The sequence below is a fragment of the Lederbergia sp. NSJ-179 genome (assembly GCF_022867885.1).
In the GTDB taxonomy this organism is placed as follows: Bacteria; Bacillota; Bacilli; order Bacillales; family Bacillaceae_C; genus Lederbergia.
The window spans coordinates 40,160-53,074 of record NZ_JALIFP010000027.1 but is presented as its reverse complement, the minus strand read 5'-3'; the positions used below and the strand labels follow the sequence as shown (position 1 = coordinate 53,074).

Below are 12,915 nucleotides of genomic sequence, written 5' to 3'. Positions count from 1 at the left end.
CAGCTCTACTAATCATTATACTATGGTCAGTAGAGTTGACGGTTCTTTATTTGTATATGCCCCGACAAAAATGTTGGCCAATTTCTACCAAATACCGACATTAGAGCTGGCCCCGAACATTATATGCTCTTCTTGATCTGAATATACCATTATGGACATCTCCTATTTTCAATTACTTTCCCCTAATGAATCCCTCGTTATTATTGTTTGAAACTTCTCTTAAAAGATTGCCTTGTTTTTTCGTCAAAAAAATAAAAGTTGTCTCCTTGTTACAATACACGGAGCTGGGAACAGTAGTGGCGCTTAATAATAAAGTTAGTGCTCATAAAAAACATTTAATTTATTCCACAAAATTGATTACTGGAACGTTATTGTATGAGAGAGGTGTGAAATGGGTCTTGATAAGTTATTAAAAAATGTTTCCACCGAGAATGCTGAGGCACTAAGAATTTCTATAAAAATAACAATTAATTTAAAAATTGGTTCAAAGTTTTAATATTATCTTCATTTAAGACTTTTATATTTAAAATATTGTTTTTAGTTCCTGGAGATTTTTCAATCAGTATCCATTTATCATTGTACTTAAATATTGAGTACTCATTTATTTCATTTGGGCTATCCTTACCCATACTATTTTTTAATAATTTAAAATCTGTTTCTCTAAATTGATCAATGTATTCATCATCAATAAGTTTTTCAATGTCTTTATATTCCTTTGCTATACTTAGATCTTCATATAATTTAACAGACCCAATTGGCCTAGAAAACAATAAATACAATAAAAACATTATTACTAACATTAATAATAAAACTATTAAGAAAAAACTACTTTGTTTTATTTTCATTAATGTACATCCTATCTTAAATTAGTAATAAACAATAAATTATAAAGGGGTTTCACAAACGAAATATTACATGTCTCCGTTTACGTGGTAGCAATATCTATCCTTGAAAAAATCGCTACATAAATAGACTGTTCGATCCTAAGGCTTATGTTACTTATCAAGCTCCAAACTATATAAAACCTCCGTAATATTTCCTTCTACCGTTCGCCCTGTATCTTTAAATCCAATATTTTCGTATAAATAAAGAGCGACTTTATTTTCAGGATCGAAACTAAGATAGATTTCTTGGCAGTCAGGGATGTTTCTCATTTCTTCGATAATCAATAACAAGGCTTTTTTTCCATAACCTTTATTTTGAAAACGATAATCAATCATGAACCGACAAATCTCATAAAACCCTTCCTTTTCTGCGAAACCATACATGGCAAATCCGACCATTTGGTCTTCGTTGTATATAGCTTTTGTTTCCCAACCAGTTTCCATTTTTGATTGTGCAAGAGAAACTGCATTGGAGGCAACAAACTCTTCAAATAATAAATGCTTTTCTTCTTTATCTGTTGTTAAAAAAATACAGTCAATCCAGTTATTTGAGTTAATATCCTCTAATCTTAGAGACATTTTCATCACCTTAGTCTATACGTATTCTAGCATCAAAGAGAGGCTTCTTTTAAAATTTTCCATTGTCTCTCCTCTTCAAATGAAATTGGGGCATTTATTTATGTTTCAGTAATTTACTAAAGCTTAAAATTGATAGAATCACGTTCAATTTTGCTTCTATATAGGTTCATAATTCGTATTTGTTCTTCCGTTAAATTCTCTTTATCCCAATTCATATGCATTGAATTATATTCGAATAATTCCTTTAATTTAATAAAAAGTGGCAGTTTCTCTAACATGTCTGAAGATAAATTATTTTCTTCTTGATAACCATCGATTATGGCCTTTGTGATGGAGCGTTCATAGTTAATGAGATTGCCATCTCCAACAAACGTATATTCCAAAGCACTATAGATTGGTATAGCTAGATCATAGAGGTAATAATGTCTCTCACAATCTTGAAAATCAATCATCGTTACATTGGAGTCACGATCTATCAATATGTTCTCTAACCATAAATCCCCATGTAGTAATCCGTATGTGGAATGATTTTTTGGCAATTCGCTAATGGTTGATAAAACCCCATGGGCAACCTGCCTAATCGTAGTTTCTTCTTTAGGGATAAATGTAAGAAAATGATATTCCTCATTTTCATACCAATCTTTCCTATACTTAACTGTTTCCAATTCTTCAAATTTCCTAGATAAACAATGTAATTTCCCTATTTGCCTCCCTAATTCTTTTAAGACATTCGGTTTCCATTGATTTCTTGGCAAATGTATTCCAGGAGCCGCTCGATATAAAACTGTCAGAACTTCCCCTTCAAGGTTCATTTGTTCTATTAAATTTCCATTTAATGACGAGATTACCGGCGGTACACCAAATCCTTCCTTATATAAGAAGTTTGTGAATGTCACTTCTTCTAATTGTTCATCATATGTTTTATAATTCGTTATCCGAGCATAAAATTCCTCTTGTTCCGTTGTACAGCGATACATCTGCTCTGTAACTGATTCAATCTGCACGAAATCTAGTGGGTAGATCTCGTTTAGTAACTCAAGTATTCTTTGTTCCATAGCCTTTATTCCTCTCCCGATACTCACACGATCTCATTATATTTCCACATTAGAAAAGCGAAAAATAAGCTTATAACCATCAAATGTTTCGCCATGTTCCTCCGTATAGTCACCTTTTGTATAAATAGAAATCGTCTTCCTCCAAAATTTCTTACCTACAATATTCTTTTCGGATGGATTCGTAATAATTCCCAATTCCCTTTAAATTGTTCAAACACTAGATTTGCCGCTTGCTCAGCAATTCCTTGTCCTCTTAACGATTGAATTAAGAAGAATTCATTTAGGATTTCCATGTTTCTAGCCAGTGATCTTCAACATATAAAACCAATTCCGCGTTTTTTCTAAGCGTTTTAGAGTGGAAAAGCATAAAACCATCAGTATAATTTTCTGCTAAAATTTTTAAAATTTACCATTATAATTTATTATTCGCGAAAGGCTGATAAAACCCTTTCGATACATGTTCCTTTTTTACTAACCATTCTAAATACGGAAATGTTTAAAGCACGTTCGCTCTTATTGCTGTAGAATACTAATTTAAGTAACTTTATACATGAAAGGGAAATAAAATATGCCGATCATTAAACACGCAATTTTCATCCATGCACCGATCCATGTTTAAGAGCTAAAAAGGATCGCTGAGAGAAAGTTATAAAAAAGCTTCTCCTTTAAGGTATTTTCTGCAATAGTTTTCAACTACAAAGGGGATCATTGTCGCTAACTCATTATGTTCGTCGCTATTTTTAGAAAGAAAGGCGAAATTTCGTATGATTGCCCAGATAAAAAACGCCTCAATCACTTCCAGATAATCCCCTACTAATTTTCTCTCGTCCTGATAGTATGTAATAAATTTCCTCCTATTGTTTGGACTAAGATGTAATAAGGTCTCGGCAACATCAAATAAATAATATCCAAAACCACAAGATGAAAAATCAATTATGGAAGGTTCTCCATTGTGAAAAACATAGTTGCTTTCGTGTATATCTGCATGAATCATTCCCCATGTATCATTAGTTTTCTTTTGTGAATGAATGACCATTTCAATTTTCCTTGTCGTCTCCTGAATGATTTTAAAATCATTGGATGTCACGATATTTAGTCGGAGCAAGAGTTCTAATTGAGTTAGTGAACTCAATAAATTTTCAGCATTATAGCAAGGTCTTTCTACTGATTCCGGGGCGTCCCAAGAGCAAGAGTTTCTATGAAGAGTCACCATTAAGCGGGCCAGCTTTTCAATCTCTGTGTCTGTTGGTTGTCTATGTAATACCTCTCCTTCAATCCATTCCTGTAAGGTCCAGTAAGCCGGAGTGCCTGTTTTATTATCATTTATTCTAGTTATAAATTGATTGTTCGTATTTCTTACGGGTGTTTGGATTTTTAAATTAGTATTTGTTTTTAATTCCTCAAGCCATCGCAATTCGGACTCAATGAAACAACTAGATTTAGCTCCCATATGACATTTGAGTAAATATTTATTGTCGTTCACCGTGTGAATGCAAAAGGTCAGATTGTCACTTTCTCCTAAATATTCTACATCTTTTATAACCGCTACCTTATAATACGACCTGATTAATTCTTCTATCTTTTGAACGCTTGGCACCTGATTCGTCACTCCCTTTCCCCTTCGTATTATATCTTAATCTACGTTTTCACTATCATCTTCGCAATATACTCGTCCACTTCATCGACAATCCCTATATTCGATATCATATCCCACGTAATTGTGCTTCACTTGCCGCATAATCGATGACCATGTTTATTCGTGACGATTGATATCATTACACCTCGCAGATTACTAATCTCCAACTGCTTTAACTGTATAGAGTCTTATTACTAATGCTCTAAATACAGTTTCTGATAGCGGCCCTTCTCACCTAACAATTGCTTGTGTGACCCTTCCTCGACAATTTTTCCTTCGTCGACAACAAAGATTTTATCCGCTTTTTGAACGGTTGTCAGTCGATGAGCAATGATTAGCGTCGTACGATTGGCCATTAACTCTTCCAATGCATGTTGAATAAGTTTCTCCGATTCCGTGTCTAGTGCGGAAGTGGCTTCATCAAGTAGCAGAATCGGAGCATTTTTGACAAATGCACGTGCGATCGCAATACGTTGGCGTTGTCCCCCAGACAGATTTGTCGAACGCTCATTCACAACTGTATCATATCCTTGAGGTAAAGTTTTTATAAAAGCATGTATATTGGCTCTCTCTGCCGCCTCTATCACATCTTGTCTAGTTGCATTAAGATTACCATAACGAATATTTTCCTCGATCGTTGTATGAAATAAAAAGGGATCCTGAGGCACGTAGGCAATCTGCTGTCGAAGTTCTTCCTTTGAGTACTGATGAATAGCTTTGTGAAAAATTGCTATTGAACCTGACTCAAATGAATAGAACCCCATTAAAATTTTAAAGATCGTACTCTTCCCTGCCCCACTAGGCCCGACAAGAGCAACCTTTTCTCCCTCCCGAACGGATAAATCGAGTCCATATAATACATAGTCACTTCTTTTGTAACGAAAACAAATATCCTTGAGGTGAATGACGATGTTCGGATCACATACAGTTTGACCATCTGACTGAATCGAATAATGATCAGCTTCCTGAGGAATATCTAGTACTTCAAAAATCCTTTTTGTGCTAACGAGAGATTGTTGTAGATCAGAAACAAAATTGCCAGTAAATAAGAAAGTCGAAGTCACGCTTTGTTGTAGGAATAGTATAGCCACCACCGTTCCGATCCCGATATCACTATAAGTCGATAGTAAAATACCAAAGCTCAAAATCCCAACACTACTTAAATAGTTGAGAAATAGATTGAGCCCAGCTAATCTTCCCTCGAACTTCCCTTGTTGGATAAATAACGAATAAATATTGGCGTTATCCTTACCAAATTGTTCTTTCTGCTGTCCATATAGATTGAAAAGTTTAATGGTGCGGATACCCGATAACATATTGGATAAAGTTGAGTTCAAAAAAGCTAACTTTTCTTGAAGTTGTTCGGCAATATGACGGAATTTTGGCGCAAATATAGCATTCGTTGTTCCCATAAGTAAACCCACACTCACTGAAAAAATCCCCATTCGCCAATCCATTACAAATATCACAACAATGGAGATAGCTCCTCCCATTAGTGTACTATTCAAATTTACAATTTTACTAGTGAAGGCACTCTCGACAGTATGAATATCGTTCGTTAACCGTGACATAAGTTCTCCACTTTGTTGCGTATCATAGTATGCAAGAGGCATGTGTATTAAATGATCAATAAATCTTAATCTCATCTGCCCAATTATGTAATTTGTTCGTGTAGAAAGTAAATAATTTAAATAGAACTCTATTACCATAAGGACAAATATGAAAGCTGTGATACTAATAGAAATGAGCATAAATTCCGTATCAGCCCGGTTACTGTATCGATGACCAGTTTTAATAACCACGCAAAAAGTATGGTCTGAACCAAAGTCAGCACACGAGCGCACATTAACACGGAAAAATAGTACGTTTTATGTTTTCCAAGCAGTGAAAGTAGTTTAAAAAATGGATTATCCTTTATTAATCTATGCAATCCGACACCTTCCTATTGTCATTTATTGTGCGAATAAATGGCGGTACATGTCATTTTGTTGTAAAAGCGTTTCATGTGTACCATCTGCAATAATCTTTCCACCCTCCAATACTAAAATGCGATCGGCGCTTTTCACTGTAGAAATTCGGTGAGCAATAATGAATGTCGTTCGCCCTCTTCTTAAACGGTTTAAACTTTGCTGAATCTTCCTCTCTGTCTCTGTATCCAGAGCAGAAGTTGCTTCATCTAATAGTAATATAGGAGCCTTTTTTAAAAGGGCTCTAGCGATGGCAATTCTTTGGCGTTGTCCACCTGATAACGTGACTCCGTTTTCGCCAACGATTGTCTGATAGCCTTCAGGTAGCTCCATTATAAAGTCATGTGCAAACGACATTTTACCAGCATTTTGAATCTCATCCCATGATGCTTGTGGATCTCCACATCGGATATTATCCGCAATAGAACTAGGAAATAAGTGGACATCTTGAGAAACGACTGCGAATTGTTGTCGTAATTCATTCGGAATCCAATCATCGATAGGTCTTCCATATACATATACCGATCCATTTTGTATGGGGTAGAATAGAGTTAAAACATCTACTATTGTGCTTTTCCCTGAACCACTTAATCCGACTAAGGCTACCGTCTCATTATGATGAATGGTAAACGATAAATTGCTCAATACCGATATTTGTTTGTTATAGGAGAAATGCACATTCTTAAATTGAATAATCGGGGTGGCCATTTCTTCATTAAGTAAAGCTGGATCGAGTGGCTTACCGGTTTGACGTTCTAATGGATAATCAAACAATTCATAAATACGTCTAAATCCAGAAATACTTATTCGAAATTGAGAAAACAAGTGCAGGATCTGACTGATAGGTCCCGATAAGTATTGCATAAGAAAAATAAAAGCAACAAGATCTCCTGCACTCATATTCGTATTCATTGCTAAGTAACCCCCGAATAAGGCAATCATTAAATAAGGGGTCATGACAAGAAACGACGTGATGGCATGTATAAAGAAAGTTCGTTTCGCAATTTGGCGTTTCTGCTCAAGCATTTCATTTACTTCATTTTCATACTTTTTGTAATATGTTTGATGTAAATTGAAAGATTTGATCATGGATATACCTGTGATCGTTTCTCTAACCATGGTGTTAGCTCGCCCTTCCCGAGTTTGAACAGCAGTTGAAAACCGTTCGATAATGTTGCTTATTTTGCTAACAATTTTTGTGATAATAGGCATAAGGATAACCGTGCAAATAGCGAGTAACCAATTAATGGTGACTAAGTAAAGAAATGCCCCTAGAAAAAGAACCGGCTGTAAAATCATGTTATGAAAGGTATTCTTAAAAAAATCTTGGATGAATCTTATATCATTCGTCATCCGAGAAATGATATCGCCTGAATGACTGTTTTCCAATATTGACACCTGTAAATGCAACATTCTATGAATGACATCCTGATTTAAATCTTTCATAATCCCACCGCTAAATACATTTGTTGAATATTTAGAAACATATTCCGAAATAGCTCCAACTAAAATAACCGGGAGAATAAGAAAAGCAGTATAAAATGTTTTTGACCAATCCCCGCTTAAAGCCATGTCCGTCATTATTTTGATCAAGTGGGCATTCGCAATATTCACTACACCGACTATAAGCACCCCAATCATTACAAATATAAGCCATTTAGAATATGGTTTTATATTGAAATACCCACTTGATAAATGCTTGTTCCAAGGCAAATCACCACCTTTAATATGAATTACTATCCGCTCCCAGGCTCCCCTAATTCTGACGTAGATTACCGTTTCATAAGTTAGTCTATTGGATTTTTTACAGGTCATTAATTCACGACCTACAGAAGTATGAGTAATTTTCTCATCATTCGCTATAACTCTAGCAATTACAATAGTTTGTTCAGAATCATCAGTAGTTTCTCCGAAACAATATCCGTAATGTCTATTCTTATATCTTGGCATAACTTCGCCAATCTCTCCATGAAAATTAGAACTCCCATTTGGATACCATGTTTTTATATCTTCATGGGCAAGCGTTTCGGTCTGTTTGCCAACGGCATCGCCTGTTATCACACCTTTAAAGCAAGCCATAATTCTCTCTTAAATTGTAAAAACATCATCACCCCTGTTTTTTTATAATCATAATTATAATTTCTATACGGTTCACTAAATTCCTTCAAACTCAATCATCACAGCAATGGTTTCAGCAGCTGGTTTCCCCATGATTTGCTCTACAAGATAGATATCCTCATATTGATTCCGGAGGATACACCCCCAGAAGTAATAAGATTACCATCATGAACAACTTTACGGTCCGTTATTACTTGAATATCGGGATATTTTTGTTGAAGGGTTTTCCAAGTTAAATGATGAGTAGTAGCCTTCCTTCCAGCAAACCAGTTTCTCTGGCTATGTATGCCCCAGTACAAACTGAACATATATATTTAATATCCTTATGTGCAAGAATCCAGATTCTTTACCCAATAAAAGCAGTGCGTGATGAAAGTCGGGTGCTGTTTCCCCACATTCTTTCCGAATCCCCTTACAGTCACCACGGTATTCTGCGAAAAAAAACAGGAGCTGAATCAGCCTGCTTAATCCATACATGCTCCTGACCGTTTAAACCATCCTTGATCCACACTTCCCCTTGCTCATTTTCTTTATATCGACGAAACCAAGTAAGTTTAGAACCAACAACTTGTGGCTCTTCATCCAGTTCATTCTTTTCAGGAAAGGTGATTTGTCTTTGCTGGTCTGTTTTTATGTTAATCGCATAGAGTGTTGTAAGCATCGTCGGAACAGGGCCTTCTTTCCACTCCTTGTTCTCTTTTGCTCGTGCTACGATTACGTTTTCTGAGGAGAACCATTCCAAATCAAGATCAACATATCCTTTAGGTGTATATTCCTTTTGTTGCTTAGAAATCGGAATGTCAGCAATCGTCATTTTTTTGTTTTCAACAAGGAATCTTCCTTCACCTGAAATATAGGCTAATTGATTGGCTGTTGGGGCCCACTTCATCCAATCTTGATATTGCAACATTTTTCCTATCACTTGAAACTCTTTTCCTTGTGATGATAAGACCGCTAATGTATTACTATCCATTGCCCATGATGCCGTAGGGGTGGCTAAAAAGCTAATCCATTTTCCATCGGAACTCCATTTAAAATTCCCCACATCAGTCGCAAACAAATCCTTTTCATCTGTTTGGAGTGTATAAAAGGGCTTGATTTTTTCGACGTTCAGATTAGCATCCAGGGGAATTCTATATAGGGGGACTGGTCCCCAGCCAGTAGGGCGCAAAACGGCTGAGGAGGATACGATAAACTCCTGCCCATTCGGAAACCAGGCAAATCCACTCACACCTAATGCAATATTTTCAAACCCTTGCGGACGGCCTCTCTCTGTTTTTGTCACATTTAATACGCCATGATCATTGTATGCCAATTGATTTTTAATCGGAGACCATTGAAAATCAGATGTTTCAATCCCTATATAAGGCTGGTAGCTTTCTTTTTTCTCCATATCATAAATGAATAAATCCGATTTTTCTCCATGCTCATCACCATCGATATATCCGATAAAACGACCGTCATAAGACCATTTCTGTGAATATACATATCGGCCCTTCGTAAGTTGTATTTCTTTATCTCCGTCTTTTATCCATAGCTGATGGTCACGGATAAATGCAGCTTTAAGCGGAGTCTCAGCGGAAGCACCCATCGTAAAGAATAAACTGCATAATACTAAAATGAGTAAAATTCTTATAGTAGCCATTGTTCATCCTCCTCGTATTAGGATGTCCATCTGTATGGCTAACATTCGACCAAGTGAGATGAAATAGTCTTAGTAATGCCGCAAAAATATTTATTCATCAACTTCTTCAGAAATAACATGGCCTTCTTCATCAAAAGCGGTCACTTCTATTGGCATGTTTACTTTTTCTTTTTCAGTTGTAAAATACCAAAACCATAAGTTATCACGGATTAAAAAACGATTGGGTTGGACACTATTTTCACTATTGATGATGATTGCCTTAACTTCATCATTCGCAAATCCACTGATCATTGCAAACTTCTCATTAGGGAATTGGTCAGCTTGCCAACTGATCAATCCCCTCTCCACTTTTTCCTCGTTGAACTCTTGGAAATCCAATTCATGAAAGGCATTCTTTACTTTTGTGAACTCTTTATTAGTAAGGACTGGCATTACGCCTGATTCACTTTCGCAAAAAACGATATTTGCAGATACATCCATAAAACGAAGTTGACTAGAAAGATCAAATTGCTTTGAAGCTAGAGCACAGATTTCCTCTTCTGGATTAGTCTCAGTACGTAATACTAAGAAAAAAAAGACAGCAACAAATGCTAAACTAAGAATAGTTACTAATAATTTTTTCTTATTCATGTTTATCGGTCCTCCGTTATCTTATTAGTGGGAATATTCTGCTCTTAAACTCCTTAGAGGACTAGGTGACAGTAGTGACTATCACCTTTTCGCCCTACATATGCTTATAGCTCCATATCCAGATGCACTGTCTGCCAAACTGGATCATCCTCCGCCCATCTCTCCGCAAAACCCTTGGTCTTCCAAAATGAAAGCGCACCTGGCAAAAACAGATGGGTATGTAAATACAGCTTTTGATAACCGACATCACAACAAAATTGCAATGCTTCTTGAAAAAGTCTCGTTCCAATTCCTAGTCGGCGAGCTTGTGGATCGACATAGCATTTAACAATTTCTGCGGTTGACCAGTCCCCGTAAAATGTTTGTAACTGTGAAAATCGATCATCATATGGGCAAACACCGATCGTGCCCAACACTTGCCTGGATTGAGAATAAGCAGCATACACAATCGCGTTTTTTCGTTGAAGATAGAATGATTGAAAATGAAGTAAGTCTGGAGGTAGTTGATCTTTTGACAACATCGGAAAAATCTCACTTCGAATGCTCATCATAAAGTCGATCACTTGGGGGGATTCATCCTCTTGCACTTTTTTTATTGTATAAACCTCTTGGGATTTCATAATCATACATCCTTTCCAGTTCTGACAGACTATGAACTGATCATTTCTGACCGTATATCCGTCTACTCGTACTTCCTGTGCGTAAATCAAAATCAGAACATATAGAACTATATTATCTTCAATAGGTGTGTTATCTTGTATACAAAAGCAGTTAAACTTTAAATCGTGAGGGTCAAATATGAACAAAGAAGAATATTCACCATACATTTCTTTTAATAGAAAACAATGGACAACACTTAGAGAGACGAATGATATCGAACTATCTGATATTGACCTAGACTCTCTGCAAGGGATCAATGAAAATTTAACACTAAAAGAAATTGAAGACATTTACATCCCATTATCACAATTGATTCGCCTCCACTACCTACAATATAAAGAGCTTTCCAAAGAGATGAACCATTTCTTGAAATTGACTGCCAAAAAGAGCCCTTTTATAATCGGTATGGCAGGAAGTGTCGCAGTCGGTAAAAGTACAACGGCAAGAATACTTCAGTATTTGCTCTCTCAATGGGGAGATAGACCACAAGTAGAACTAGTCACAACAGATGGATTCCTTTACCCTAATAAAAAGCTCAAAGCACTAGGATTGATGGAGAAAAAGGGATTTCCAGAAAGTTATGATGTAGCCAAGTTAATTCGATTTCTATCTGTATTAAAGTCTGGAAATGGGCAGGTATCGGCCCCAGTGTATTCCCACTTGTCCTACGATATTCTCCCTGATCAAAAACAGAGCATTTGTCGCCCTGATGTAGTCATTCTTGAAGGAGTGAATGTGTTACAAGCACCAAAACATAAGGAAGTTGGAGTATTTATATCGGACTTTTTCAACTTTTCCCTATATATTGATGCCGATGAAGCCCTCATTGAAAAATGGTATATAGACCGCTTCAAAATTTTACGAAAAACAGCATTTCAGAATCCAAAATCCTATTTTCAGCGTTTTTCTAAGCTGTCAGAAGAGGAAGCATTACTGATTGCTGATCGTATTTGGCATGAAACAAACAAAGCGAATCTTTATGAAAATATCTTACCAACCAGGGATAGAGCAGACTTAATTTTAGAAAAAGGAAAGGGACATTTAGTAGAAAATATTAGCATTCGAAAATAACAATAGCGATCGTCAGTTCACTCCAGATCTATTATATCTTGTCTTTAATTTTTTGAATAACGGTCCTATAAAATTTATTTTGGTAAGAAACAAACCGATCCCGTCCTACACTCTCATCGAAAAGGATTTTATTTCCTTCTTTATTCATTCTAAACCCTTTTATATCAATTGTGTCTCTTTCACAACACCAAAGCTCCATAAAATTATTAGTTCAACTTTGACAATCCCTGCAACCTCTTCTTCTTGAAGAGTAAAGTCGTCAAAGGAACTGTCACATCTATATAGAAATACATTTGCTAGTTCCTTATCTATAAAATTATCTTTTATTAAACAATATTCCATTACCCCCAACGGCTCTAATTCTTGAAAGGAAATATCAATTCCCACTTCTTCTTCAATCTCTCTTACACCACCTTGAACGGTTTCATTCTCCAGTAAATGTCCCGCAACGGTAATATCCAAAAGATTGGGGTATTCCTTCTTGGTTTCACTACGGAGTTGCAAATAGATATAATCGATCCCCATTTCATTGCTAATAAACCAACAATGGAAAACTTCGTGCCAATACCCAATCCGATGGACCTCTTCACGAGTAGCAACACCTATCTGCTCTCTGTCTTCATCAAAAATTTTTAATCGCTCATTTTCCATTTACGACTCTCTCCTTGTG

The 12,915-nt window shown here is 36.1% G+C and carries 11 protein-coding genes; 1 reads left to right on the top strand and 10 read right to left on the bottom strand.

What is annotated here, in order from left to right:
- Window positions 1-467 precede the first annotated feature (467 nt).
- From MUB24_RS16775 to MUB24_RS16735, 9 genes are all read right to left on the bottom strand, one after another.
- Window positions 468-845 carry a hypothetical protein gene (locus tag MUB24_RS16775; protein ID WP_244706090.1) on the bottom strand — a complete coding sequence of 126 codons (378 nt, stop codon included), beginning with the start codon at window positions 843-845 and terminating at the stop codon, window positions 468-470.
- Between the two features lie 150 nt (window positions 846-995).
- Window positions 996-1,463, bottom strand: a complete 468-nt coding sequence (locus tag MUB24_RS16770) for a GNAT family N-acetyltransferase (protein WP_244706088.1) — start codon at window positions 1,461-1,463, stop codon at window positions 996-998.
- A gap of 116 nt (window positions 1,464-1,579) precedes the next feature.
- On the bottom strand, window positions 1,580-2,518 hold the full coding sequence (locus MUB24_RS16765) for a phosphotransferase enzyme family protein (protein WP_244706086.1): 939 nt from the start codon (window positions 2,516-2,518) through the stop codon (window positions 1,580-1,582).
- Window positions 2,519-3,164: 646 nt separating this feature from the next.
- Window positions 3,165-4,127: a phosphotransferase enzyme family protein gene (locus MUB24_RS16760; protein WP_244706084.1), complete on the bottom strand. Its 963-nt coding sequence runs from the start codon at window positions 4,125-4,127 to the stop codon at window positions 3,165-3,167.
- A 221-nt stretch (window positions 4,128-4,348) separates the two neighbouring features.
- Window positions 4,349-5,956: an ABC transporter ATP-binding protein gene (locus MUB24_RS16755; RefSeq protein ID WP_244706082.1), complete on the bottom strand. Its 1,608-nt coding sequence runs from the start codon at window positions 5,954-5,956 to the stop codon at window positions 4,349-4,351.
- Window positions 5,957-6,106: 150 nt separating this feature from the next.
- The gene (locus tag MUB24_RS16750; RefSeq protein WP_244706080.1) at window positions 6,107-8,200 is read right to left on the bottom strand and encodes an ABC transporter ATP-binding protein; all 2,094 of its coding nucleotides are present in this window, start codon (window positions 8,198-8,200) and stop codon (window positions 6,107-6,109) included.
- A gap of 457 nt (window positions 8,201-8,657) precedes the next feature.
- Window positions 8,658-9,884, bottom strand: a complete 1,227-nt coding sequence (locus MUB24_RS16745) for a translocation protein TolB (protein ID WP_244706078.1) — start codon at window positions 9,882-9,884, stop codon at window positions 8,658-8,660.
- Between the two features lie 90 nt (window positions 9,885-9,974).
- The gene (locus tag MUB24_RS16740) at window positions 9,975-10,514 is read right to left on the bottom strand and encodes a hypothetical protein (protein ID WP_244706076.1); all 540 of its coding nucleotides are present in this window, start codon (window positions 10,512-10,514) and stop codon (window positions 9,975-9,977) included.
- A gap of 104 nt (window positions 10,515-10,618) precedes the next feature.
- Window positions 10,619-11,134 carry a GNAT family N-acetyltransferase gene (locus MUB24_RS16735; protein WP_244706075.1) on the bottom strand — a complete coding sequence of 172 codons (516 nt, stop codon included), beginning with the start codon at window positions 11,132-11,134 and terminating at the stop codon, window positions 10,619-10,621.
- Between the two features lie 178 nt (window positions 11,135-11,312).
- On the opposite strand from MUB24_RS16735, the gene coaA reads away from it, so the two are divergent.
- Complete coding sequence (gene coaA, locus MUB24_RS16730) at window positions 11,313-12,245, top strand: type I pantothenate kinase (RefSeq protein ID WP_244706073.1); 933 nt, start codon at window positions 11,313-11,315, stop codon at window positions 12,243-12,245.
- Window positions 12,246-12,404: 159 nt separating this feature from the next.
- Here the strand turns inward: coaA and MUB24_RS16725 are convergent, their stop codons facing one another.
- Complete coding sequence (locus MUB24_RS16725) at window positions 12,405-12,896, bottom strand: NUDIX hydrolase (protein WP_313898466.1); 492 nt, start codon at window positions 12,894-12,896, stop codon at window positions 12,405-12,407.
- Between the last annotated feature and the right edge of the window lie 19 nt (window positions 12,897-12,915).

What these genes read in the sequence shown, in the direction of transcription:
- MUB24_RS16745 (WP_244706078.1), bottom strand. Translation starts at nt 9,884, where the DNA reads ATGGCTACTATAAGAATTTTACTCATTTTAGTATTATGCAGTTTATTC.
- MUB24_RS16775 (WP_244706090.1), bottom strand. Translation starts at nt 845, where the DNA reads ATGAAAATAAAACAAAGTAGTTTTTTCTTAATAGTTTTATTATTAATG.
- MUB24_RS16725 (WP_313898466.1), bottom strand. Translation starts at nt 12,896, where the DNA reads ATGGAAAATGAGCGATTAAAAATTTTTGATGAAGACAGAGAGCAGATA.
- MUB24_RS16740 (WP_244706076.1), bottom strand. Translation starts at nt 10,514, where the DNA reads ATGAATAAGAAAAAATTATTAGTAACTATTCTTAGTTTAGCATTTGTT.
- MUB24_RS16735 (WP_244706075.1), bottom strand. Translation starts at nt 11,134, where the DNA reads ATGAAATCCCAAGAGGTTTATACAATAAAAAAAGTGCAAGAGGATGAA.
- coaA (WP_244706073.1), top strand. Translation starts at nt 11,313, where the DNA reads ATGAACAAAGAAGAATATTCACCATACATTTCTTTTAATAGAAAACAA.
- MUB24_RS16770 (WP_244706088.1), bottom strand. Translation starts at nt 1,463, where the DNA reads ATGTCTCTAAGATTAGAGGATATTAACTCAAATAACTGGATTGACTGT.
- MUB24_RS16765 (WP_244706086.1), bottom strand. Translation starts at nt 2,518, where the DNA reads ATGGAACAAAGAATACTTGAGTTACTAAACGAGATCTACCCACTAGAT.
- MUB24_RS16750 (WP_244706080.1), bottom strand. Translation starts at nt 8,200, where the DNA reads ATGGCTTGCTTTAAAGGTGTGATAACAGGCGATGCCGTTGGCAAACAG.